Annotated in this window: 19 protein-coding genes and 1 pseudogene; 2 read left to right on the top strand and 18 right to left on the bottom strand. The window is 62.5% G+C overall.

The window, feature by feature from the left end:
* Positions 1-14: 14 nt before the first annotated feature.
* The 18 genes from AC097P_RS22305 to dapF all read right to left on the bottom strand — a co-directional run bounded on the left by AC097P_RS22305 (position 15) and on the right by dapF (position 22,983).
* Positions 15-2,021: a Mur ligase family protein gene (locus AC097P_RS22305; protein WP_479612636.1), complete on the bottom strand. Its 2,007-nt coding sequence runs from the start codon at positions 2,019-2,021 to the stop codon at positions 15-17.
* Positions 2,018-3,196: a phospho-N-acetylmuramoyl-pentapeptide-transferase gene (gene mraY / locus AC097P_RS22310; RefSeq protein WP_479612637.1), complete on the bottom strand. Its 1,179-nt coding sequence runs from the start codon at positions 3,194-3,196 to the stop codon at positions 2,018-2,020. The genes AC097P_RS22305 and mraY overlap by 4 nt, the downstream gene beginning before the upstream one ends.
* Before the next feature lie 21 nt (positions 3,197-3,217).
* Positions 3,218-4,633: a UDP-N-acetylmuramoyl-tripeptide--D-alanyl-D-alanine ligase gene (locus AC097P_RS22315; RefSeq protein WP_479612670.1), complete on the bottom strand. Its 1,416-nt coding sequence runs from the start codon at positions 4,631-4,633 to the stop codon at positions 3,218-3,220.
* A gap of 5 nt (positions 4,634-4,638) precedes the next feature.
* Positions 4,639-6,177, bottom strand: a complete 1,539-nt coding sequence (locus tag AC097P_RS22320; protein ID WP_479612638.1) for a UDP-N-acetylmuramoyl-L-alanyl-D-glutamate--2,6-diaminopimelate ligase — start codon at positions 6,175-6,177, stop codon at positions 4,639-4,641.
* The gene (locus AC097P_RS22325; protein WP_479612639.1) at positions 6,177-7,919 is read right to left on the bottom strand and encodes a peptidoglycan D,D-transpeptidase FtsI family protein; all 1,743 of its coding nucleotides are present in this window, start codon (positions 7,917-7,919) and stop codon (positions 6,177-6,179) included. Before AC097P_RS22325 ends, AC097P_RS22320 begins: the two co-directional genes overlap by 1 nt.
* The gene (gene ftsL, locus AC097P_RS22330) at positions 7,916-8,257 is read right to left on the bottom strand and encodes a cell division protein FtsL (protein WP_479612640.1); all 342 of its coding nucleotides are present in this window, start codon (positions 8,255-8,257) and stop codon (positions 7,916-7,918) included. The genes AC097P_RS22325 and ftsL overlap by 4 nt, the downstream gene beginning before the upstream one ends.
* The gene (gene rsmH, locus AC097P_RS22335; protein WP_479612641.1) at positions 8,254-9,189 is read right to left on the bottom strand and encodes a 16S rRNA (cytosine(1402)-N(4))-methyltransferase RsmH; all 936 of its coding nucleotides are present in this window, start codon (positions 9,187-9,189) and stop codon (positions 8,254-8,256) included. Before rsmH ends, ftsL begins: the two co-directional genes overlap by 4 nt.
* A 9-nt stretch (positions 9,190-9,198) precedes the next feature.
* Positions 9,199-9,627, bottom strand: coding sequence for a division/cell wall cluster transcriptional repressor MraZ (mraZ, locus tag AC097P_RS22340; protein WP_209394280.1), 429 nt, complete (start codon positions 9,625-9,627; stop codon positions 9,199-9,201).
* Positions 9,628-9,912: 285 nt separating this feature from the next.
* Positions 9,913-11,238, bottom strand: a complete 1,326-nt coding sequence (gene hslU, locus AC097P_RS22345; RefSeq protein ID WP_479612642.1) for an ATP-dependent protease ATPase subunit HslU — start codon at positions 11,236-11,238, stop codon at positions 9,913-9,915.
* Entirely contained in the window at positions 11,235-11,798 is a 564-nt protein-coding gene (gene hslV / locus AC097P_RS22350) for an ATP-dependent protease subunit HslV (RefSeq protein WP_479612643.1), read from the bottom strand. The genes hslU and hslV overlap by 4 nt, the downstream gene beginning before the upstream one ends.
* 11 nt (positions 11,799-11,809) lie before the next feature.
* Entirely contained in the window at positions 11,810-13,612 is a 1,803-nt protein-coding gene (locus tag AC097P_RS22355) for an STAS domain-containing protein (protein WP_479612644.1), read from the bottom strand.
* A 46-nt stretch (positions 13,613-13,658) separates the two neighbouring features.
* Positions 13,659-14,387 carry an RNA polymerase-binding protein DksA gene (gene dksA, locus AC097P_RS22360; protein WP_479612671.1) on the bottom strand — a complete coding sequence of 243 codons (729 nt, stop codon included), beginning with the start codon at positions 14,385-14,387 and terminating at the stop codon, positions 13,659-13,661.
* A 671-nt stretch (positions 14,388-15,058) separates the two neighbouring features.
* Positions 15,059-16,123 carry a CobW family GTP-binding protein gene (locus AC097P_RS22365; protein WP_479612645.1) on the bottom strand — a complete coding sequence of 355 codons (1,065 nt, stop codon included), beginning with the start codon at positions 16,121-16,123 and terminating at the stop codon, positions 15,059-15,061.
* A gap of 211 nt (positions 16,124-16,334) precedes the next feature.
* A complete protein-coding gene (locus AC097P_RS22370) occupies positions 16,335-17,543 on the bottom strand; it encodes a class I SAM-dependent rRNA methyltransferase (protein ID WP_479612646.1) in 1,209 nt (402 codons plus the stop codon).
* A 22-nt stretch (positions 17,544-17,565) separates the two neighbouring features.
* A complete protein-coding gene (locus tag AC097P_RS22375) occupies positions 17,566-19,899 on the bottom strand; it encodes a hypothetical protein (protein WP_479612647.1) in 2,334 nt (777 codons plus the stop codon).
* A 463-nt stretch (positions 19,900-20,362) separates the two neighbouring features.
* Complete coding sequence (locus tag AC097P_RS22380) at positions 20,363-21,400, bottom strand: tyrosine-type recombinase/integrase (protein ID WP_479612648.1); 1,038 nt, start codon at positions 21,398-21,400, stop codon at positions 20,363-20,365.
* 3 nt (positions 21,401-21,403) lie between these two features.
* Positions 21,404-22,105: a DUF484 family protein gene (locus AC097P_RS22385; protein ID WP_479612649.1), complete on the bottom strand. Its 702-nt coding sequence runs from the start codon at positions 22,103-22,105 to the stop codon at positions 21,404-21,406.
* On the bottom strand, positions 22,102-22,983 hold the full coding sequence (gene dapF / locus AC097P_RS22390; RefSeq protein WP_479612650.1) for a diaminopimelate epimerase: 882 nt from the start codon (positions 22,981-22,983) through the stop codon (positions 22,102-22,104). Before dapF ends, AC097P_RS22385 begins: the two co-directional genes overlap by 4 nt.
* Before the next feature lie 97 nt (positions 22,984-23,080).
* On the opposite strand from dapF, the pseudogene AC097P_RS22395 reads away from it, so the two are divergent.
* Both AC097P_RS22395 and AC097P_RS22400 read left to right on the top strand, forming a co-directional pair.
* Positions 23,081-24,130, top strand: a pseudogene (locus AC097P_RS22395) (MBL fold metallo-hydrolase); the annotation flags it as partial.
* Positions 24,127-25,299 carry an RNA pseudouridine synthase gene (locus tag AC097P_RS22400; RefSeq protein ID WP_479612651.1) on the top strand — a complete coding sequence of 391 codons (1,173 nt, stop codon included), beginning with the start codon at positions 24,127-24,129 and terminating at the stop codon, positions 25,297-25,299. The pseudogene AC097P_RS22395 and the gene AC097P_RS22400, both read left to right, overlap by 4 nt.
* The last annotated feature ends 1 nt before the right edge of the window (position 25,300 follow it).

The raw sequence follows: 25,300 nt of genomic DNA on the forward strand, positions 1-25,300 counted from the left end.
TTGCGCCACGCTGCTCATGCGAACTGCTCCAGATCCACACCGGCAGCCAGCGCCAGGTCCCGCACAGCGGCGATAAACACGCGTGCCCGGTGTTCGTAGTTGTCAAACATGTCGAAGCTGGCGCAGGCCGGTGACATCAGGACAGCATCGCCAGCGTGGGCGCGCTGGTTGGCCTGGGCCACCGCTTCGTCCATGGAAGCGGCATCCACCAGGGTCACACCCGTATCCTGCAGCGCCTGGCGGATCAGCGGGGCGTCGCGGCCGATCAGCACAACGGCGCGGGCGTGGCGGGCCACGGGCGCGGCCAGCGGCGAAAAATCCTGGCCTTTGCCCTCCCCGCCCAATATCAGCACCAGCTTGCGGTCCGCACCCAGGCCTTGCAGCGCGGCGACGGTGGCGCCGACGTTCGTGCCCTTGCTGTCGTCAAAGAATTCCACGCCATTGAGGATGCCGATGGGTTCCACCCGGTGCGGCTCACCACGGTATTCGCGCAGGCCGAACAGGATGGGGCCCAGCGCACAACCGGCCGCCGCGCACAGCGCCAGTGCCGCCAATGCGTTGCTGGCGTTGTGGCGACCGCGGATGCGCAGCGCATCCATTGGCATCAGGCGCTGGAAGTGCAACTCTTCAGCAGCTTCCTTGCGCTTGCGACGCGTCTCATCCGCCTCTAATGCGCGCACCAGCCAGACCATACCGTTGATTTCTTCGATGCCAAAGTCACCGGGGCGCTGCGGCATGTCGGTGCCAAAGGTGGTTTGCGTACGCTCCACCGGCTTTTGCAGCTTGGCGCGCGTGGGCGGTGGGAGGATGGCCCCCACGCTTGTCGCTGCGCGTACTGCGCTGCCCCCCAAGGGGGCCTTCGCGCCTTGGGACGGCCCGGCGGCGCTCAGCATCGCCATCACTGTCGCGTCGTCGCGGTTCAGCACCATCAAGCCAGCGGCGCCAAAGATAAGGGCCTTGGCCTTGGCATAGGCGTCCATGCTGCCATGCCAGTCCAGATGGTCCTGCGTCACATTGAGCACGACAGCCGCGGTAGGCTCGAAGCCCTCCACACCGTCGAGCTGGAAGCTGGACAACTCCAGCACCCAGACCTCGGGCAGCGTGTCCGCATCCAGATGGGCTGCCAGCGTGTCCAGCAGCGTGGGGCCGATATTGCCGGCCACGGCGACGGTCTTACCGGCATGGGCCACGAGCTGACCGGTCAGTGAGGTCACGGTAGTCTTGCCATTCGTGCCGGTGATGGCCAGTACGGCCGGCGCATAGCCACGGGTGTCGCGCAGCGCCTGCAGGGCCATCGCATACAAGCCCAATTCGCCGCCAGCCCTCGCACCATGCGCGTAAGCCGCTCCTAAAACAGGAGCAATTGTTTCGGGACTCAACCCCGGCGAGCGGTAGACTGCATGCAGCTCCTGTCCCTCGACCAAGCTCGCGTCGAATGGCCCGGCGACGAACTGCACCCCGGGCAATTCCCGCTTGAGCGTCGCCAGTTGCGGTGGCGCTTCGCGCGTGTCGGCGACGGTCACACGGGCTGCACCGGTGCGCGCGCACCAGCGGGCCATGGCCAGACCTGAGGCGCCCAGGCCCAGGATCAAAATGTTCTGGCCCAGCAGCGGTTGCAGCGGTGCCTCGACAGGGCTGTCGTCTGCCTCTGCAACGATGTCTGCGGGGGCTACCTCAACCGCGGCGGCTTTCAGCGCCTTGTCCGCCTGCGCGGCCTGTTCGGCCTTGGTCTCGGCAAAGATGTGTGCGACAAAAGCTGCGGCGTCGGCAGCGGCGGTAAGCGTCGTGGGCAGGGCTCGACCGGCGTCGGCAGGTGCCTGCGTGGTGGGTGCGGCCGTTACCGCGGGCGTGGCCTGCACGTCTTCGGTGGGCTCGACAGCCACAAGCTCCTCCGGTTCGGCCGCTCCAATTGCAGCATCGACGTTCCCGTCCAACACATCCGGTACGCGCGACTCCACCGCACCCGCTTCGACGGGCGATGGCTGCTGGCCGTGGATGGTCAGATCGTCTTCTGGGTTCATCGCAATTTCAACGTGGACAGGCCGACCAGGCACAGCAGCATCGTGATGATCCAAAAACGGACCACAACCTGCGTTTCTTTCCAGCCGTTCTTTTCAAAGTGGTGGTGCAGCGGCGCCATCTTCAGCAGGCGCCGGCCTTCGCCATAGCGCCTCTTCGTGAACTTGAAATAGCTCACCTGCAGCATGACCGACAGGGCTTCGGCAACAAAGATGCCGCCCATGATGGCCAAAACAATTTCCTGGCGCACGATGACGGCGATGGTGCCCAGCGCCGCGCCCAAGGCCAGCGCGCCGACGTCGCCCATGAACACCTGGGCGGGATGGGTGTTGAACCACAAGAAGGCCAAACCAGCGCCAGCCATGGCCGCGCAGAAGATCAGCAATTCGCCCGAACCCGGAATATGCGGGAAAAACAGGTACTTGGAGTACACCGCGCTGCCGGTCACGTAAGCGAACACACCCAGTGCCGACCCCACCATGACTACCGGCATGATGGCCAGGCCGTCCAACCCATCGGTCAGGTTCACTGCATTGCTGGAGCCGACTATGACCAGGTAGGTCATCACGACAAAGCCCAAGACGCCCAGCGGGTAGCTGACCTCTTTGATGAAGGGCAGCAACAGGCCGGCCTTGGGTGGCAGGTTCACGTCAAATCCCGAAGCCACCCAATTGAAGAACAGCTCCAGCACGCGCAGGTTGGAGTTTTCAGAGATGCTAAAGACCAGGTACAACGCAGCCAGCAGGCCGATCACCGATTGCCAAAAATACTTTTCACCCGAGGGCATGCCCTCGGGGTCCTTGCGCACGACCTTGCGCCAGTCATCGACCCAGCCGATGGCGCCAAAACCCAGCGTGACCAACAGTACGATCCAGACAAAGCGGTTGCTCAAATCCACCCACAACAGCGTGGACACGGCGATGCACAGCAAGATCAGAACCCCACCCATCGTCGGAGTACCGCTCTTTTGGAGATGGGTTTCCATTCCGTAGCCACGGATGGGCTGTCCGATCTTCAGGGCCCGCAGGCGCCCAATGACGTACGGCCCCGCGGCCAAGCCGATCAGCAGGGCCGTGACGGCAGCCATCACCGCGCGGAAGGTCAGGTACTGGAACACCCGGAAAAAACCAAACTCTGGCGACAGGGTTTGCAACCATTGGGCCAGGCTCATCAACATAGGGGAACTCCAACAAAAAACTCAAGGCCCATGACCGGCCTCCTGCATGGCGGCGCCCGCCATGGATTCCATTGCCTGCACCACGCGCTCCATGCGCATGAAGCGCGAGCCCTTGACCTGCACGCTGCGCACGGTTGGCAGGGCCTGCAGCGCAGCCACGATCAGCGCGTCCACGCTGTCGAAATGGCGTGCGCCCGGGAAGGCGCCGACGACAGCCTGCGCCAGATCGCCAACGGCCAACACCTGCTCTATGCCCCGAGCTTGTGCATAACGCCCAGCTTCGGCGTGGAAGGCTGGGCCCTGCTCGCCCACCTCGCCCATGTCGCCCAGGACCAGCAGGCGCGGCCCGGGCAGATCGGCCAGCACGTCGATGGCGGCGCGCACGGAGTCGGGGTTGGCGTTGTAGGTGTCATCCACCAGCGTGACATCTTGCCCCTGAACGGCCAGCAGCACGGCCCGGGAACGGCCCTTGACGGGCTGGAAGGCCTGCAGGCCCGCAACCACGGCCTGGACGGATACGCCGGCAGCCAGCGCGCAGGCGGCTGCGGCTAGCGAATTCTTTACGTTGTGGCGGCCCGCAATCGCCAGCCGGTACTGCAGTTCGCAGCCCATGCCATGGGCATGTACCTGCCACCCTCCCGCAACCCAATCGGCGCGCACACAGGCCAACGCATCTGATCCTGCGGCTGCGTCCAATGCGAAGGTGGCACTGCGCCGACCACCAGCCAGGTTTTCCCAAACCGCCGCGTAGTCGTCGTCTCGCGGGAATACCGCTACCCCGCCGGGGCGCAAGGCGTTGATCACCGTGCCGTTTTCCTCGGCCACGGCGCGTACCGTGTGCATGAACTCCAGGTGCTCGCGCTGCGCGTTGTTGACCAAGGCTACCGTGGGTTGTGCCATGGCTGCCAGAGCGGCGATCTCACCGGGGTGGTTCATGCCGAGCTCGACCACCGCAATCTGGTGCGTGGCGCGCATGCGCAGCAGCGTCAGCGGTACGCCAATGTCATTGTTCAGGTTGCCGCGTGTTGCCAGCGCGCCACCGTCCGGTCGGAAGGCGTTCAAGATGGCGGCCAGCATCTGCGTGACGGTGGTCTTGCCGTTGCTGCCGGTGACTGCAATCAGTGGCAGCTGAAACTGCGCGCGCCAGGCCTGGGCCAAGGCACCCAAGGCCAACCGGGTATCCGGTACGGCAATGCAAGCCATATTGCCTACGCTACTGCGGTCTGCATCGGGGTGGCAAATGGCCGCCACTGCGCCGCGCTCTGCGGCTTCCGTCAAAAATGCATTGGCATCAAAGCGCTCACCTTTCAGGGCCACAAACAGATCGCCGGGTTCGATGCTGCGCGTGTCGGTGTGCACACGCTGGAAAACGGCGCTGCCATCGCCGAACAATTGCGCGCCACTGAGCCACTGGGCAGCTTGGGTAACGCTCATCATGCTGCTCATGCGCGTGGCTCCGCGGTGTGGGGGTGGCGGCTTCGCAGGGCGCGTTGGGCTTGGTCACGGTCTGAGAATGGGTGTTTGACGCCGGCAATCTCTTGTGTCTCTTCATGGCCCTTGCCCGCCAAGAGCACCACATCCTCGGGCGCTGCCCGGGTGATGGCCTCGGCAATGGCCAGCGCACGGTCCGCCTGCACATCCACCGCTTTGCTGTGCGACAGGCCCAGCAGGATGTGGGCGATGATGGTCTCAGGCTTTTCGCTGCGCGGGTTGTCGCTCGTCACCACGACCTGGTCGGCCTTTTGCGATGCGATGGCACCCATCAAGGGCCGTTTGCTGGCGTCGCGGTCGCCGCCGCATCCAAAGACACACCACAGGCGGCCACCGCGCTGGGCGGCAAGGGGCTGCAATGCCGACAGCGCCTGGCTCAGCGCGTCGGGCGTGTGGGCGTAGTCAACGGCGACCAGGGGTTCACTGGCGCCACCCAGGCACTCCATGCGCCCGGGCACCGGGTGCAAGGTGCTGCATGCCTCCACCGCCGCCTGCAGCGGCACGCCCAGCGCGCGCATGGCGCCCAGTACACCCAGCAGATTGGATACGTTGTAGCTGCCGATCACGCGAGTCTGCAGCCGGTGCAACGCTGCGCCCTCGACCACGTCAAAGCTCAGGCCCAGCGTGTCGTAGGCAATAGCGCATGCACGCAAGCGGGCGTCGCATTGACTGGACACGGTCCAGACCTCCAGCGCGGATGTTTGTAAGGATTCAGCCAGACCTTGGCCCTGTGCATCGTCCACGTTGATGACGGCGGCGGCCAGACCAGGCCATGCGAACAGGCGGCGCTTGGCCTGCCAATAGGCTTCCATGCTGCCGTGGTAGTCCAGATGGTCCTGCGTGAAATTGGTGAACAGGGCAACCTTGATGTCCGTGCCGTCCAGGCGGTGCTCTTCGATACCGATCGACGATGCTTCCATGGCGCAGGCCTTCAGCCCGTCATCGCAGAACTGGCGCAGCGTGCGCTGCAGCAGAACCGGATCAGGTGTCGTCAACCCGGTGGGGACGACCGTGGGGCCAGCCTGACCGGCTCGCACGGCACCACTGGCGGGCGGGCGCCCAACGCCCAGTGTGCCCACCATGCCGCAGGGCAGAGCATGCGCATCCGGCAGCGCCGACAGGGCTTGTGCAAGCCACCACACGGTAGAAGTCTTGCCGTTCGTACCGGTCGCAGCCACAACGCTCAAGGCTTTTGACGGTGTGCCAAAAAATTCGGCAGCAATGGCACCGGTGTCGGCTTTCAGGCCCTGGTAGCTGGCGATGCGGTCACCCTTCAGGCTCCAGCTGGCCACATCGGCATGCTCGACCAGGCAGGCGGTCGCGCCGGCTTTCAGTGCATCGCCAACAAACTGGCGGCCGTCGACCGCGGCACCAGGCCAGGCGATGAAACCATCACCGACCTTCAACTTGCGGCTATCGCATTGCAGCGTGCCGATAACCTGCTGGCGCAGCCACTGGGCGGCCTGTACGGGGGTATGAAGCTGCTGCATCAGAAGCTCTCTTCCGCCGCTTGCGCCACGATTTGCGGGCGCACTGCCAGGTCCGGTTGTATGCCCAATATGCGCAGCGACTGTTGCACCGTCTCCGAAAATACCGGCGCCGCCACATCGTTGCCGAAGTGCTTGCCGTTGTTGGGTTCGTCAATCATGACGGCAACGATGACGCGCGGATTGTCGATGGGAGCCATGCCAACAAACCAGCCGCGGTATTTGCGGTTCTTGTCGGTGCCGTAGCCCTTGCCGATCTGCTTGTATGCGGTGCCGGACTTGCCTCCCACTGAGTACCCAATGGTTTGCGCTTTTTGCCCTGTGCCGCCGGGGCCAGCCGCCATCTGCAGCATCTTGCGTATCTGTGCCGCCGTGCGTGACGACAGCACCTGCACACCGACGGCGGGTTCGCTGTTCTTCATCAGAGTCGCAGGAATGATTTGGCCGTCGTGAGAGAACACGGTGTAAGACCGTGCCATCTGGAACAGCGATGCCGACAAGCCGTAACCATAGGACATGGTGGCCTGTTCTATCGGCCGCCAAGTCTTGTAGGGACGCAGCTTGCCCGATACGGCGCCCGGAAAACTGATTTGCGGCTTTTGCCCAAAACCGGCCTGGCTGAACAGCTCCCACATTTCGCGCGGCTGCATCTGCATCGCAATCTTGGTCGTGCCCACATTGCTCGATTTCTGAATCACGCCTTCCACAGTCAGCACGCCATTGGAATGCGCGTCAGAAATCTTGGAACCGGTAATGGTGATACTTCCGGGGCTGGTGTCAATGATCGTTTGCGGCGTGACCCGCCCGGTCTCCAGTCCGAGACCCACGGTAAACGGTTTCATCACCGAACCGGGTTCAAACGAATCGGTCAACGCGCGGTTGCGCAGCTGTTCTCCGGTCAGGTTGCGCCGCTTGTCCGGAACGTAGCTGGGGTAGTTGGTCAATGCCAGCACCTCGCCGGTGATAGCGTCAAGCACCACCACGCTGCCGGCCTTGGCCTTGTGCTCCAGCACGGCTTCGCGCAGCTTCTGGTAGGCGAAAAATTGCACCTTGCTATCGATGCTGAGCTGCAGGTCCTTGCCATCCACCGGTGGGATCTGGTTGCCCACGTCCTCGATGACCTGACCCAACCGGTCCTTGATGACGCGGCGCGACCCGTTGCGGCCGGCCAGGTCCTGGTTAAAGGTCAGTTCAACGCCCTCTTGGCCCTTGTCTTCCACATTGGTGAAGCCAACCACATGCACAGCCGACTCGCCCTCGGGGTACTGGCGTTTGTATTCCTTGCGCTGGTAGATGCCCTTGATATTGAGCTCGGCCACTTGCTTGGCAACGGACTCGTCGACCTGGCGCTTGACCCAGACAAAGGTCTTGTCCTCGTCGTCAAATTTCTTGGCAAGCTCGGCCACCGGCATGTCCAGCAGCTTGGCCAGCTTTTGCAGCTTGGCCTTGTCGATGTCTACATCTTCCGGAATGGCCCAGATGCTGGGCGACGGCACGCTGGAGGCCAGTATCAGCCCATTGCGGTCCAGGATACGGCCGCGGTTGGCAGGCAGGTCCAGCGTGCGGGCAAAGCGCACCTCACCCTGGTGCTGGAAGAAGTCATTGGCCACGACCTGGATGTAGGCGGCGCGTGCAGCCAAGCCGCAGAACGCCAGCGCAATGGCGCCTACGACCAGCTTGCTGCGCCACACTGGGGTACGGCTGGCCAGCAGCGGGCTGGATGTGTACTGCACGCCACGCCTCATCGTGTCACCCCGCTGCCGGTTGACGCCGGGCCTTGCGGCACGGTGCTATCCGCCGCCGTTGCTGCCGCTGAGGAATCCGAATAGGTCACATAGGTCGTGATGCCCGGTTTGGCCTGGCTCATCTGCAGCTTCTCACGCGCCAGCTTCTCGACCCGCGCGGGCGTGGTCTGCGCGCGCTTTTCGACCTGCAGGCGATCGTTTTCCAGTTCGAGCCGGTGCGCTTCGGTCTTGGCCTTGTCCAGCTCCGTGAACAAACGGCGCGAGTCGTACTGCACGCTGACCAGATAGATGGCACTGGCCAACACTGCCAGCAAGAGAACGAGGTTTAGCCTGATCACGCCGCCGTCCTCTGCGCCACGCGCATGATGGCGCTGCGCGAACGGGGGTTGCCACTGACCTCGTCCTTGCTGGGCTTGATGCGGTCCAGCGCCTTCAGCTTCATGACCTTGGGCGCGGCAAAGGGCGCGCGGCGGTCATACTCGTCCTTGGAATGCTTGGCGATGAACTGTTTGACGATACGGTCTTCCAGCGAATGGAAGCTGATCACCGCCAGGCGCCCGCCCGGCTGCAGGATGTGCAGGCAGGCTTCTAGCGCTTGTTGCAGCTCCTCAAGCTCGGCGTTGATGAAAATCCGAAAAGCCTGAAATGTGCGCGTTGCAGGGTTCTGGCCCGGCTCGCGGGTTTTGACCGTGTCAGCCACGAGTTGGGCCAGCTCGGTGGTGGTTGAAATTGGGCCCCGTTCCTGTCGGCGAGCAGCAATCGCCTTTGCAATGGGGCCAGCAAACCGTTCTTCACCATATTCACGTATCACCTCCGCGATTTGATTGGTTTCAGCCGTCTCCAGCCATTGCGCCACACTCTCCCCACGCGTGGTGTCCATGCGCATGTCCAGCGGCCCGTCGAAACGGAAGCTGAACCCGCGAACCGGGTTGTCGATCTGGGGCGAACTGACGCCCAGATCCATCAAAATTCCTGAGACGCTGGAGCTGGGCAGTTCTGCCACATGCGAAAACGCTTCGTGTCGGACAGAGAAGCGGTCGTCGGTGATAGTGTTGGCCTCTGCGACCGCATCCGGATCGCGGTCAAAGGCAATCAGACGCCCCACTGGCGACAGGCGCGACAGGATCAGACGCGAGTGGCCGCCACGCCCGAAGGTGGCGTCCACATAGGTGCCATCAGCCTCGGGAGCTGATGGGTCCGTTGTGTTGTTGAATAAGGCATCCACGGCTTCGTTCAACAATACGGTGGCGTGGTTCCATGGAGTTTCCACCACCCGGCCTTAGAAGGAAAAGTCCTTGAAGACATCGGGCATGGCAGCTTGCATGGCCTTCGCTTCCTGGGCGTCGTAAGTCGCCTTGTCCCACAGTTCGAAGTGGGTGCCCATGCCGAGCAGCACGGTGTCTTTGGCAATCCCTGCTGCTTCTCGCAATTCGGGAGACACCAGCACGCGCCCGGTGCCGTCCATCTCCACGTCCATGGCGTTGCCCAAGAAGATGCGCTTCCACCACTGGGCTTCCATCGGCAGCGCGGCGATGCGGGCCGCGAATTTTTCCCACTCCGGGCGGGGGAACACCATCAGGCAGCCGTGGGGGTGCTTGGTGATGGTCAGTTGGCCGGCAGCCGTCGCGCTCAAGACGTCACGGTGCCGGGTTGGCACGGAGAGCCTACCCTTTGCATCCAGACTGAGAGACGAAGCCCCTTGAAACACCAGAATCCACCTTTTCTTGCACGGACAGGCAAAAAGCTCCGATTAAAGACACTTTTCACCACTTAATTGCACTTTTTTGCACTGTATCAGCAAAAGTGAAGACCGCAAGAGGGCAAACGAGAATTTTTTCCAATGAAATCAAGGACTTAGAAGCGATTTCGAAGCCAAATACATGGCAAAACTCGTTCTAAATTAAGGACTTAGCGCAGGCTCTGAAAGTAACGCTTGAGAAGCCGCATCGCTTACGGGGTATTCACGGCACACACCATGAATCGCACCAAGCTGTCACAAGATGTAACGTGACAGGTCTTCGTCCTGGCTCAGCTCGGCCAGACGGGTGTTCACGTAAGCCGCGTCGATGCGCACCGTCTGCCCGGAGAGTTGGGCTGCACCGAAGCTTACATCATCGAGCAGCCGCTCCATGACGGTTGCCAAGCGGCGAGCACCGATATTCTCGGTGCGTTCGTTCACGTCGAAGGCGATGTGTGCCAGGCGGGTGATGCCGTCGGCGGTGAACTCTAGCGCCACGTTTTCCGTGGCAAGCAGAGCCTGGTATTGCTTGACCAGCGACGCATGGGTCTGCGTAAGGATACATTCGAAATCCTGCACTGACAGCGACTGCAATTCCACGCGGATCGGAAAGCGCCCCTGCAACTCGGGAATCAAATCGCTGGGTTTGCTCAGGTGAAAGGCACCGGATGCCACGAACAAAATATGGTCTGTCTTGACGACACCGTATTTAGTGGACACCGAGGTGCCCTCAACCAGCGGCAGCAGGTCGCGCTGCACGCCCTGGCGCGACACTTCGGCACCACTGCCTTCGCTGCGGGATGTCACCTTGTCGATTTCGTCGATAAACACAATGCCGTTTTGCTCCAGCATGTGCAGGGCTTGCGCCTTGATCTCGTCCTCGTTGACCAGCTTGGCGGCCTCTTCGTCGAGGAGTAGCTTGTAGGCCTCGCTGATTTTGAGCCTGCGTTTCTGGCGCTTGGCCTGGCCCATCTGGCCAAACATGCCACGCAGTTGTTCGGTCATTTCTTCCATGCCCGGTGGCCCCATGACGTCGAGCTGGGGCGCCGGTTGGGCTACGTCGATTTCAATTTCGCGGTCGGCCAACTCGCCTTCGCGCAGCTTCTTGCGAAAGCTCTGCCGTGCACTGCTCGGGGGTTGGTCGTCGGCATTGGCAAAACCAAAATCGCTGCGCGCCGGCGGAATGAGGATGTCCAGGATACGGTCTTCGGCGGCATCTTCCGCTCGCGCACGCACCTTGCGCTTTTCGGCCTCGCGGGTCTGTTTGACAGCGATGTCGGCCAGGTCGCGGATGATGGAATCGACATCCTTGCCGACGTAGCCGACTTCGGTGAACTTGGTCGCCTCGACCTTGATGAAGGGCGCGTCCGCCAAGCGCGCCAGGCGGCGTGCAATTTCGGTCTTGCCGACGCCGGTGGGGCCAATCATCAAAATACTCTTGGGCGTGATCTCACTGCGCAGGTCGCTGGCAACCTGCTGGCGCCGCCAGCGGTTACGCAGCGCAATGGCGACCGCGCGTTTGGCCTGAGCCTGGCCGACGATGTGTTTGTCGAGTTCGGCGACGATGTCCTGGGGTGTCATGTAAGTTCGGTTGGCCCAAGGGTCTCAATGGTGTGGTGCATATTGGTGTAAATGCACAACTCGCCGGCGATTTCAAGCGAGCGCTTGACGATGTCGGCGGCCGAGAGTTCGGTATGCTTCAGCAGCGCAACAGCCGCGGCCTGCGCATAGGCTCCGCCCGATCCTATCGTCACGATGCCGTTCTCGGGCTCCAGCACATCGCCATTGCCGGTGATGATCAGTGATGCATCCTTGTCGGCCACCGCCAGCATGGCTTCGAGCCTGCGCAGCACGCGGTCGGTGCGCCAGTCTTTGGTCAACTCGATGGCGGCGCGCACCAGATGGCCCTGGTGCTTCTCCAACTTGGCTTCAAAGCGTTCGAACAGCGTGAAGGCATCAGCGGTGGCGCCCGCAAACCCAGCCAGCACCTTGCCGTGGTACAGCTTGCGAACCTTGCGCGCCGTGCCCTTGACAACGATATTGCCCAGTGTGACCTGACCATCGCCACCGATGGCAACCGAATACCCGGCGGCAGTCTGGCGGCGAACACTGATGATGGTGGTGCCGTGGAAGGCGTCCATAATAAAAAAAACTAAATTGGGCGCGGCAGCACGCGGGCGTGCTCATTGATGCCGATGACATTGAAGAAGGCGGCAACGAGGCGGTGCACGTCGCGGAACTGCACGTGGCAGCCTTCAGCCTCGCGCATGGCGACCCAGTTCAGGATGCTGCCGGCCGCGGAGAAATCGACCCGCACCAGACCCTTGCACGACACGACGATGCCCTCGCCGCGGTGCTCGGCCGCGTCAAAGTCATCAAAGGCATGCGTCGCATCGCCCAGCACACTGCCCTTTAACTCCATGGTGACGGCCCGCACGCCATCGAGACCGATGGGTGCCGTTGGCGCCTGTGCAAAACCAGAGTTCCAAGCACTGGGCTGTGTCGAAGGAATCGTGATGGCTGATTCCTCTTCCGACTCCACATTTGCATACTCGCAGCGCGCCTCCTGCCAGGCGGGTGGTGACACCTCATAGGTGACGCAGTAGTCCAAGGCGGCCAATTCGAAATCGTCATGCATCTGCAGCGTGCGCATGGCGTTAAGGCGCATCGCCCACCAGTCGGGATTGATATTGCTGTCGCCGGCCGGCATCATTGTGCGCAGCGTATCCACCAGCCGCTGCGCGCCACTGAAACGCAAAGCCACCGGCTCGTCGCACAGGCTGCTGAACAGACCGGCCAAGAGTGGCATGGCGTCCGCATCAATACGGTCCAGGCGCGACCAGTCCAAATGCCAAGGCGTGGGGTTGGATGCCATCGCATCGCGCAAGTCTTCTAGAGCCAAGGCGTTCAGATCGCCAGGGCTGCTCCAGATGGCACCGATGGAGTAGTCACGGCTGGCACGCCGTGGCGCGCCCTGCTGCGCACCATGGTCGGATTCGGAGGACGCCGCCGGGGCCTCTTCACCTATGGCACTCCACTGCGGAGTGACGGTTTCAAACCGGTAGGAAAACTCGGCCACCGCCTCGTCAAATCGGCCTCTGGCATGGGTGGCGCGGTACAAATCCAGCAGCGCGGCCGCCCAGGACTGCGCGACTTCAGGCATCAGCGCGTCACCGCGCAAGGCCGCCAGCAAGCCGTCTTCGGCGCCTTCGTCGTCGCCATTGGCAAAGCGGATTGCAGCCTCCTCCAGCTCCGGGTCTGTGGCCATGTCTTCCACGTCGATGGCAAACATCTTGGAAGTGGAAAAGCCCTGCTCTGCACCGTCGTAGCTTTGCGCCAGCGAGCCCATGATGGGCAGCTTTCCGGCAGCGGGACGGGCCTTGGCGGGCAATGCGGGCATGGGTTCCATGCCATCGCCCATCTCGGTGGCGGTGAAATCTGCGCCGGCCGGGCCTACATCGCTCAGATTCAGGCCGGATGCGGCCGTGGAATCAAACTGCTCGGAGATTGAACCCGCCCGGTTAGCGACAGGGGCGGGTGCAGGCTCTGGCGCATTGGCAGCCGCGGAGCCCGCGCCCTGTGCAGCGGCGGCGGCATCCTGCTTGCCTTTCCACCATTGCTTGGACATCTGGGCTTCTATCTCATCGATTTTCTTCAATGTAACAGCGCGGCCGTCGGGATCGGTCGCCATGCTGGACTGGAACACCGAGGGGCGACCCATGCCGGCAACAGCCGACACGCCGCGGCTGCGCAGTTTGCGCAACTGGTCAAATTCACGCTTGCGGATGAAATCGTTCTGCCGCTTGCGCTCAATCATCTGCTTGAGCACCTGCTTGTCAAAACTGCTGTCCTGGTCGGGCTGCGCGCGCTCCAATTCCGACCAGTCCTTGGTCGGGTTGCGCACGAACATCGCCATCTTGGACAACAATCCCGGACGATCGGTTTTAGTGGACATGTGCTCAGTTTACCGAACGGGCAGGCGCATCAGGACGACTGCCGCATTAATCCCCAAACATCTTCTGTTTGAGCTCTCGGCGTTGCTGCGCTTCAAGCGACAGCGTTGCCGTGGGGCGGGCCAACAGGCGACCAACGCCGATGGCTTCGCCGGTCTCATCGCAATAGCCATAGTCGCCGGCATCGATGCGACCGATGGATTGCTCAATCTTCTTCAACAGCTTGCGTTCACGGTCGCGGGTGCGCAACTCCAGCGCGTGCTCTTCTTCGATCGTCGCACGGTCGGCCGGATCGGGCACCACCGATGTGTCTTCGCGCAGATGCTCAGTGGTCTCACCGGCGCTGTTCAGGATGTCCAGCTTGAGCTTGGTCAGCTTGAGGCGAAACGCAGCCAATTGCACCGAGTTCATGTACTCGGAATCGGGCATAGCCATCAGATCGGCATCGGTGAGGTCGGCCACGGGCGTTGTCTTCCAGTTGTTGGCGAGCTTGGGGTCCTTTTTGATAGAGGACGGCAAGGCAGGAACAATGATAGGCGTTGGCGCCGACTGCGTGTAGCTGGCTTTCGCGGCGGTGGACGCCACGGTCTGGGCAATGGATGGCACTGTCAATTGGGCCAGGCGGGAAGACGGACGCCCCGCTTTGGCGGGCGCTGCAGCTGCTGCTGGCGCGGGAGCCGCTGCTTTTTCGGCGACCACAGGTGCGGTCGCGGGAGATTTGGACTTGGAAGGAGCGGTTGTCTGCATTGGCTTGGCTGACGTTTTGGAAACGGGCATGGGAGCTGGGCTGGCAACAGCCCGGGTTTTGGAAATAACGGGTTTTGAATCCGATGGAGATGGCTTTTTGGCCGGCACGGTTTTGGCCTGAACTGCGGTTTTTGCAGTTGGCTTGGGCGTTGATTTTGCGCTGACTTTCGCTACGGGCTTGGTAGTTTTTGCTGCCGCGCCCTTGGCAACAGGCTTGGCGACGGGTTTCACCACCGGTTTGGCAGCTGGCTTGGCAGCAGCCTTCAGGGGCATTTTTGTCACAGGGGCCTTGGCCTTGGAAGCGCTGGCCACCTTGGCAACTGGCTTGGCTGGCGCCTTGCTTGCGACCTTGGCCACCGGCTTGTCAGGTTTACTGGACTTGACGGCCTGGGCGACAGGCTTCCCCTTGGGTTTGGCGACGGCCGTGGCTTTGGTTTTAGCGGCGGCAGCCTTGCCGTCTTTTCCAGATTTAGCGTTCACTTCGTGTCTCCTGGCAGAAATCTCCTGCGCATGGTCGATGGGGCCTGCTACCCCAGCCTTACCTTTAACAGGCTTTTGTGGCTGGGCTTCTCCGGCGCGCGAGTGTACAGGCTTCCCCTTGGCAAAACCCATCCGTTGCAAAATCGAGACAATCATTTAGCTTTCAATCTGAAAAACATTTCAAAGCCGTGCGGCGAATCCCCGACCTTCACGCGCACCCATCACACTAAAGACTGCTCCATGCCCTGCAGCAAAATTTCCTTGGGCAGATCGATGCCGATAAACACCATTTTGCTGCACCGCAGCTCGCCCTCGGCCCACTGAGGCCCCAGGTCGCTGCCCATCAGCTGGTGCACGCCCTGGAAAATCACCTTGCGATCGGTGCCTTTCATATAGAGAACACCCTTGTAGCGCAGCATGCGCGGACCATAGATATTGACGATGGCGCCCAAAAAGTCTTCCAGTTTGGCCGGATCGAACGGCCGGTCGGACTTGAAGACGAAGCTTTTGACGTCGTCATCGTGGTGGTGGTGATGACCTTGGCCATGCCCATCGTGCTGGTGGGAGGGGTGGTCACAATGCTCGCCATGGTCATGGTGTTCATGCCCATGGTCGTGGTCGTGCGTGTCTTCCTTCAAAAAGTCGGGGTCAATGTCCAACTTGGCATTCAAATTGAAACCACGCAGGTCAAACACTTCGCTCAATGCCACTTCGCCAAAGTGCACGGCCCTTTGCGGCGCCCGGGGATTCATGTGCTTGATGCGGTGCATCAGCGCATCGGTTTCTTCCTTGGAGACCAGATCGGTCTTGCTGATGAAGATCTGGTCAGCAAAACCCACCTGGCGGCGCGCTTCCTGGCGGTCATTGAGCTGCGCTTCGGCATGCTTGGCGTCCACCAGCGTCAGGATGGAGTCCAGCAAATAGGACTCGGCGATCTCATCGTCCATGAAAAAGGTCTGCGCCACCGGGCCAGGGTCGGCCACGCCGGTGGTCTCTATGACAACCCGCTCAAAATCCAGTTCGCCCTTGCGCTTTTTCTCGGCCAGGTCGCGCAGCGTGGCGCGCAGGTCTTCGCGGATCGTGCAGCAGATGCAGCCATTGCTCATCTGGATGATCTGCTCCTTGGTGTCGCTGACCAGAATGTCGCTGTCGATGTTCTCTTCGCCGAACTCGTTTTCAATGACAGCTATCTTCTGGCCGTGGGCCTCTGCCAGCACGCGCTTGAGCAGCGTGGTTTTGCCCGAGCCCAAAAAGCCGGTCAGGATGGTCGCGGGAATCAAACTCATGTGGCAATCCAAAATTCAGCAGGTGGGGAGTGTACTGGTCATTTCAAGCCCTGACGCTTACAGGTTACTGGCTGGTTTCACTATGGTCTCTACAACAAATCGAGCGGCAGGGATGGGGTGAATGGCAAAGTGAGGTCAAGGAGGAGCCCGAAGGGCGGGGGACACGAACGGCGGCGTTTACCCTGACGCGGGCGCCCGGCGACGCAGTTCTTCATTTACGCATGACGACCAGGCCCTTGAGGTACTCGCCCTCTGGAAAGGCAATCGTCATCGGATGGTCCGGCGCACCGCCCATGCGCTCGGTGATAAAGCCATCCACGCCCGCATCCGACCCCGCGCCGGCCACGATCTTGTGGAACAGGTCGGCGCTGATGCCGCCCGAGCACGAATACGTGAACAGCACTCCACCCGGCTCCAGCAGTTTGAGGGCCAAACGGTTGATGTCCTTGTAGGCTCGCGCAGCGCGCTCGGCATGGGCAACCGTGGGCGCAAACTTGGGTGGGTCCAGCACGATGGCGTCGAACGTCCGGCCTTCGGTCAGAAACTGCCGCAGCGAGGCATTCACGTCTGCATCCATAAACGTGGTTTGCGACGTATCCATGCCGTTGAGTTCGACATTGGCGCGGGCCTGCGCCAGCGCGGCACCGGAGGAATCGATAGACGTGACATGCCCACCGCTAAACCCGCCAGCCCGCAGCCCTGCCAGCGCCGCTACCGTGAAGCCACCGGTGTAGCAAAAGCAGTTCAGCACGCGCTGAAACCCCAGGCGCTGCGCGTAGTCGGCAAACTTCTTGCGGCTGTCGCGCTGGTCCAAGTAGAAACCGGTCTTGTGGCCGTCGGCGATGGACAGGCTCAGTTGCCACCCGTGTTCGCGCAGCACAAAGTCGGTGGGCGTGTTTGCATCACCACCGCGCAGCCAGCCCTTGACCTCGGGCAGGCCTTCGAGCGCGCGGCTGCTGGCGTCCGAGCGCTCGTACAGCTTGGTCAGGCCAGTGTGCGCCAACAGGGCATCCGCCAGCACGGCCTTCCAGCGCTCGGCACCGCTGGACAAAAATTGGGCCACCAAGGTGTCGCCATAACGGTCCACGATCAGGCCCGGCAGGCCGTCGGATTCACCGTGGACCAGACGTACGCCATCGCTCTGTATGTCAAATCGGTCTCTAGCCCTTGCGGAAGTTGCGACTGCCGCTACAAAAAACGGAGCATCTATACGCTGCGCCTCATCAAAGCTCCAGACCCGCGCACGAATCTTGGACGTGGGGCTGAAGGCCGCCCAACCGAGAAAGGCACCGCTGTCGGACTCGACTCGCACGGTCTCGCCGCTGTCGGCGTTGCCTTTGGCAATGGCGGATTCAAAAATCCATGGGTGGCGGCGCTGCAGGGAGCGCTCTTTGCCAGCGCGGAGTCGTATGGTTTTCATGGACACCGATTGTGCCGCGGGTCTACCTTGGAACGATGGCGAACTGCGGTCCCAGGCCGTAATCGGGCTTGACGGTGCGCGCCATGAAGACAGACCATGCTTGGGCCCCAGCGGCACCGCCCGCGTCGGCAGCATAGGCAAGAGCCGGTTGCATATTCGACGGGAAGCCGGTTGTCGAGTACGAATAGCCGGTCATTTCACCTACCTTCAATTGCAGCGACGCGGCCATGGCGGGGCTGTTGCAGGCCAGGGCAGCAAAGTCGGGCGTCACGCTTGCCCTATAGGCTTGACCGATGCTGGTATACAACGGCGAAGTTTGGCTGTCCCGAACTTTGAGCGCGTAAAGGGAGCCCTTGATCCAACAGAATTCTGGATCGATCATGCGGGAAATGGGGAACTTGGATTTCCATTTCAACAGAGGAACGGCTTTGGCGTAACCAAGTTCTGCCGCATGGCCAATGGCCGATGTGAAGAAGTCATCCATCCAGGGGGCAACGCCGGTTCCGTTGTCGTAGACGATAGCGTAGCCGTGGGAGAGTATCCCAAAAACATTGTCCGACGCATTCGTGTAATTCGTGTTGTACCAGTCCAGGTTGGCATCCAGGAAGCCTTCGAATTGCCTTTTAAGGGGATCGGCATCCGGCGAAATGTATGCAGCCTCTGCCAGGGTGCGGATGCTCCAGGCCTGGCCCCGCACTTGGTCTGATTTGAGCAGCCCCTTGGCATATAGGCGGTAGCCTGGATTACTGGAAAAAGTATTCCACATGGCCCAAAACTGCAGTTCCTCCAGGTAGTAGTAATCGCCAGTGACCAGGTACGGCAGGTAGGCAAAGGCGGCCTGGTGCGAGGTGTCATGGCTGTTGGGCGAATTGCACAACCCGGCTCCCGCGCATACCGGGAAGGCCTCCGACTTTCGGGTCGCCGGGTTGACCGTGTCCGTGCTGCGGCCCAAGATGGTCATGTAGGGAAAATCCACCACGCTGACCGGGCGATCGGTATTGCGGTCACGGTAGTGCGAAGACCAGCTGCCCGACAGGTCGGCCGTGCCCAAGGTCACGTCCTTGGCGCGTTTGTCCATGCTCAACAGGTAAGTGGCCGCCCAGCCAGGCAAGAGCCCAATGTCGTCGCGCCCGCCCGTGGTTGGCATGTAGGGCTGTGCCAGCCCCACACCCATCGGCTCGGTCTTGGGGCCCGTCCATTTGGCACTCCACGCGGCCAGCTGGGTATTGGAAAAAGTAACGCTCTGGTCGAAATTAGACAAGGCCCGCGACGCAATCAGGTAGCCAGTGTTGTGCTTGATATGCACACCAGGCTCGCCGCCCCACCAGAACACCTTGCGCCAGCGAGCATGGTTCAGGTGATTGAGCCCTGGCTTGGAATAGACGCTCTGGCCGCCCACCAAGACCTGCGCGTCGTACAAGAAGTTTTGCGGGTTGGGCTCAAAGGCCCATGCGTTTTCGATCGTCACGTCCACACGGGCCCGCTGGGTACCGGTCACGGCGCGGATGGCGAAACGGGCGGTCAGGTGGGGGTGGGGGATGCCCGCGGCGGTCGTTAAAGGTGCCGTCACCAACCATTCGTTGACGATAGGACCGGACAGCCAGGTCTTGTACTGTCCGCTGCGCAGCAGTGCGTCGGCCGATGCGCTGTAACGGGTGCCGTTAAGGTCGGCATGCACGGCGGCCGTAAAGCCCGCGCCAAGCAGGGCGGCGGGGGTGATCAGCCCTGTCGCGGCGCCGCTGCTGCTGACCTTTTCCAGCCGCATCAGATGGCTCTGGCCGACAGCCAGCTTAGCCAGCTTGGCTGACAGGATCGCATGGCGCACCGAACCGTCCGCGTGAAGTGCCTTGACGTCAACCTGCAACGGCACCAACGTGCCGTCGCCAAGCTTGCCAGTGACGGTGTATCCCGCGCCCAGATTGCCTGCCGCAAATACCTGGCCGAAGGTGACGGGTACAACTGTCTGTTCCTGAGCCAGCGTGTTTTCGAAACGCACGTCCGTGATGGCATTGGTGCCGGGCACGGTGTTGACGGGTGGCGTGACCGGTGGCGGTGGCAGTGTTGACGTCGGGGGCGGGGTCGTAGACGGTGGCACGGCCAATGGTGGTACGGTCTCAGGGGGTACGTTGTCAAGCGGCGCGGTATCCGGCGGCGGCAGAGATGGTGGTAAAGGTGCCGGAACAGGTGACGGCACCGTTGTGTCAAGCGGTGGTGAAGGAGCAGGCAACGGTGCGGTAGGGACCGGTGCGCTCTGGCTGGCGGGCGCGGGTACCGCAGTGGTCCCCGCGCCGCCGCCGCAGGCGGTCAACAACGCGCTGGCAAGTATCAATGCCAAATTGAACGGTGGAAGCTTCATGTTGACAACCAAGTTTAGGAAGACAGCCGTGGCGAGTGCCAAAAATGTTTCGCAGTGTAGTGTTCAGGTGAACGCACGAAAACCCCGTCCAAGAGGGCTCGGCTTACACAGCACCCGTATTTCTGCTCATATAACGCTCCGGGTGGGATGCTTTAGGCAACACTGCCATTGGCCCGCTATGCAATCAGCCCCGCAGTGATAACGCTGTACGCGCAATATAAGAAATTACATCTACTCACAAAGGATTCGACTGGAACGCAACCGCACGGTACTGGTCGACAAGGCCGGCTAACCATGGCCGAGGTGGTCACCAGCATACGCCGCGTGACCGACATCATGGGAGAGATCAGCGCGGCGCCTGAAGGCACTGGCAAACGAACAGGTGCGGGCTGTTGCCGTCGTCCGCCTGCCCGCCGACGGTCGGCTTGCAACTTCGGTTAGACCGATACGTTTTTGCAGACCGTCAATTCTCTTGGTTGCCCTTGAGCTTGGCGCGCGGGTGGGCCGCGTCATACGCCTTGGCCAAGTGCTGGAAATCCAGCCGCGTGTAGACCTGCGTGGTGGTGATATTGGCATGGCCCAGCAGTTCCTGCACGGCACGCAAATCCCCGCTGGACTGCAGCACATGGCTGGCGAACGAATGGCGCAGCATGTGCGGGTGCACCGGCGTGGCCAGCCCGGCCTGCAGGCTGCGGCTGCGCAGGCGCTGCCACACCGACTGGGCCGTGAGGCGCGTACCGTTGCGCCCTACAAACAGTGCCGCACTGGGTGTGACCGACGCCGAAAGGCCCGCGACCAGCGCAGCGCGCGCCTGCAGCCAGGCCTGTAGCGCGGCCAAGGCGTGGCGCCCCACCGGCACCGCGCGCCACTTGCTGCCCTTGCCGCAGACATGGGCCTGGGCGGCGTCCGTATCGATCCAGCCCCGGCCCTCGGCATGGCCCTTCGGGCTGGCCTGGGCGTCCAGGCCGATCAGCTCACCCACGCGCAAGCCACTGGAGTACAGCAGCTCCACGATGGCCGCGTCGCGCAGCTCCAGGAACTGTGCCTCTGCCGTGGTGCCGGGCGCGGATTCTCTAGAAGAAAAAGGGCTGTAGCCCCCGTCTGGCGCGCGTAAGCCGCTATCATTTTTGAAGTCCGCCAGCTGCATCGCCTCGTCCACACCCAGCGCCTTGGGCAACGGCTTGGGGGATTTCGGGGCACGCACGTCCTGCACCGGGTTGCTTGCGACCAGCCCCTCCCGGCCCAGCCAGGCATAGAAGCCGCGCCAGCCGGACATGATCAGCGCAATGCCGCGCCCGCTGCGCCCACCACCGTGCATCTGCGCGACCCAGCGGCGGATGTGGGCGTTGCGTACCTCGATCAGCGGTACCGGAATCTTGGCGGCGTTGTCCTTGAGCTTCAGCAAATCCAGCGCGTACAGCTCGACCGTACGGGCCGCCAGGCGCTTCTCGACGCGCACGTACTCGAGATACTTCTCGACCAGTGCGCTGTCCTCCGCCACGATTTACTTCAGCCTTGAGAGCGCAGCGCTGGCTAGCTCGCCCAGGCGGGCCAAAAAGTCGGTGCCCATGCCGCTGTGGAAGCGGTGGGCGTCGGGCGATGCCAGCACCAGCATGCCAAAGGCAGGGTTGGAGCCATCGGCCGAAGTGCCGCCGCGCAGCGGGATCAGCGCCAGCGAGCTGACGGTGCCAGGCTCTTGCAACCAGCTCACGGCTTCAAAACCGGTGTTCAGACCGCAAAAGGGTTCCATCAGCGACGAGGCAAACACGCGGGCGTCATCGCTGACCTCTTGCGCCACCGTCAAGCCGGCGTACTCCGGCGCCACGCCCCACAGCCGCATGCCCACTTGTGGCACCGAAAACTGGGTCTGGATGTCGTGCTCGATCGCAGCGGGCAAAGCTTGCAGGTCGGTGGCGGTCAGCAGGCTGCGCGCCCAGCGCAAAACCTTGTCTGACAGCATGACGTTTTCGCTGCCGTGGCGGATCATCTCCATGATGCGGTGTTCCAACGCCTTGATCTTCTCGCGCAGCATCTCGGCCTGGCGCTCCTGCAAGCCCACTGTGCGGTTGCTGTGCGGGCTGGTGAACTGCACGGCAGCCAGCAACTCGGCATGGCGCACAAAGAAGTCCGGCGTATTGCTCAGGTAGTGGGCGATGTCGTCTTCGGTGATGGGGTTGTTCATGGCGTCGTTGCGGTGGAAGGTCATAGGGTGTCGGGGATCTCGATTTCTGCCTGGAAAACTGCGGTGGCCGGGCCGGTCATCAGCACCGGCGCAGTATCGCCGGCCCACGCGATGCTGAGCAAGCCACCGCGGGTTTGCACCTCCACCGGCGCGCCCGCATCCAGCAAGCCCATGCGTATGCCGGCCACGACGGCCGCGCAAGCGCCCGTGCCGCAGGCCAGCGTCTCGCCGACGCCGCGCTCGTACACACGCAGGCGAACGTGGCTGCGGTCCTGCACCTGCAAAAAGCCGACATTGACGCCTTGGGGGAAATGCGGGCTGGCCTGCACCTGCGGGCCTATGGTGCCGACCGCTGCGGTGTCCACATCGTCCACCAGCAGCACAGCATGGGGGTTGCCCATGGACACAGGCGCTACAAAAACAGTAGCCTCTTGTGGAGTACCCACGAGGGCTAGCGGCCAATTACCCCAGTTGCCTTGGGCGTGGAATGCAAGGTTGTCGGCATGAAACGGGATCTGCGCCAGGTCAAACACCGGTGCGCCCATGTCAACGGTGACGCGGCCATCGGCGGTCAGGCGCGGCTCGATGACGCCCTTCATCGTTTGCACGCGGATCACGTCCTTGTCGGTCAGCCCGCGGTCATGCACAAAGCGGGCAAAGCAGCGCGCACCATTGCCGCACTGCTCGACCTCCGCTCCATCGGCGTTGTGGATCAGGTATTCGAAATCGATGCCTGGCGCCGGCGACGGCCGCACGGTCAGGATCTGGTCGGCGCCCACGCCAAAGTGGCGGTCGCCCAGGAAGCGGTAGTGGGCGGGTGTCAACCCCAGGCGGCCACGGGTCTCGTCCAGCACGACGAAGTCGTTGCCAGCCCCTTGCATTTTGGTGAATGGAATGCGCATGGGGGTGGATTATCAGGCCAGCGTGGCGTGGCTCTGACCGCTGTTGCAAAATGCCTGCATGGTACGACCCCAGCAGCGACTGCATCCCCCCCCACCCGCCGTCCCCGGCACAGAACCCCCTACCAGCCCGGCCCAGCGCACCGGCCTGCGAGGCGGCATTGCCACGCTGTTTCTGCAGCACGACATGGCATTCGGCGAGCTGGCATTGGTCAGCCCCACCGGCACCGAGCCGCACCACGCGCTGGACTGGCAGGCCGAGCGGCCCGTACCGCTGACGCGCAATGTGCAGCGCCTGACCGCGCCCAACCCCGGCTTCATGACCGGCCCTGGCACCAACAGCTACCTGGTGGGGGATGCCAACACCGGCTTCATCGTCATCGATCCTGGCCCGGCGGATGCCAACCACGTGCAGCGGCTGTGGCACGCTGCCGTGTACCCCGACGGCAGTGGCGGCAACATCCGCATGATCGTCTGCACCCATTCGCACGCCGACCATTCGCCAGGCGCCAAGCCGCTGCAGGCGCTGTGCACCACCACGCCGCCGATCCTGGGCCTTGCTTCGGCCCCGACTGCCCGTGCCGCCAGCGCGTTCACGCCCGACAGGGTGCTACAAAATAATGAGCTGCTTACGCTTATTCCACGAGGGCTAGCGGCCGATTCAGCTTCTAGGCATACGCTTGAGGTGCTTTACACCCCCGGCCACGCCGCCAACCATGTCTGCCTGCTGCTGGTTGAAGATGGCCTGCTGTTTTCGGGCGACCACATCCTGAACGGCAGCACGACCGTCATTGACCCGCCGGACGGCCATATGGGTGACTACCTGCAGTCGCTGGACACGCTGCTGGCGGCCTGCGCGCAGCATGACGTGCAGTTCATCCTGCCGGCCCACGGCCATGTGATGGGCGGCTCTGCAGCAGCGGCCAGTGGCGTCATCACGCACCTTAAGGCCCACCGCCTCAAGCGCGAGGCCAAGATCGCCGCCGTGATGGCCGCGCACCCAGACGGCACATTGGACGACTGGCTGCCGCTGGCCTATGACGACGTTGATTCACGGGTGTGGCCGGTCGCCAAGCGTTCGCTGCTGGCCCATGTGGAACATATCCAAAGTTTGAACAACAACAATACCAAAGAGGCCGCTACGCCATGACCAAACCCACCACCCCGCCCAGCACGCTGCGGCTGAGCGCCAAACCCGCAAAAACGGCCGCTGCCAAACCACGCCCGGCATTGCGCCCAGGCAAAGCAGCCGCCATCCCGCATGCAGCCAAACCCATGCTGGATACCACCCAGTTCCCGGTCGTGGTAAGGCCAGCAGCAGAGACGGGCTCCGAGCACCTTGCAACCCAACTGCCCGCAGCGGCGCGACCCGCCCCTGCGCCACGGACGGCACGGCCACAACACAACCCGGCCGTCCGTACAGAAATCAATGTGCCCAATCCAGACAAGCGCCCCAACGCAAAACCGCGCCAACGCCCCGTCACCGCGCTGCGCACCAAGCCGCCAGCGCCACTGCAGCCTGCCGAACCCCAAGTCCGGCAACAAGCAGACACGGGCGACCGCCTGGCCAAGCGCGTGGCAACCATGGTGCCCTGCTCGCGCAGCGAGGCCGAGCAATACATTGAAGGCGGCTGGGTCAGCGTCAACGGCCAGGTCGTGGAGGAACCCCAGTTCCGCATCCAGAACCAGACCATCACTATTGATCCCAACGCAAGCCTGCTGGAACTCAACAGCATCACCATCGTGATGCACAAGCCGGCGGACTGGATAGACGGCACCGAAGAATCACTCGCCAAGCTGAACCGCAACGCCCGTCGTGCGCACTTCGACGATGCCCGCACGCTGCTTGTGGCTGCCAAGCACATGGCCAAGGACCCGTCGGGCATTCGCATGCTGCAGCGGCATTTCAAATCATTGACTGCAGCTGTGCCGCTGGAGAACGCGGCCAGCGGGCTCATCGTGTTCACACAAGACTGGCGGGTGGAGCGCAAGCTGGCGGAAGACATGGGCTCCATGGAGCATGAGGTGATAGTCGACGTGCAGGGAGAAGTCACACCCCAAGCCCTGCACCTGCTGAACCGTACGCTGGATTCAGACGAAAACCTGCCACATGCCAAGGTCAGCATCAACAGCAACACGCCCGAGCGCAGCAAGCTGCGTTTTGCCATCAAAGGCGCGCACCGTGGCCTGATCGCCTATCTGTGCGAGCGTGCCAAGCTGGAGATTATTGATATGCGCCGCATCCGCCTGGGCCGCGTGGCGCTGGCCGATCTGCCGGTGGGGCAGTGGCGTTATCTGGCGGCGGGAGAGAAATTCTAGA

The sequence above is a fragment of the Rhodoferax sp. ZS1R8 genome, assembly GCF_056521325.1.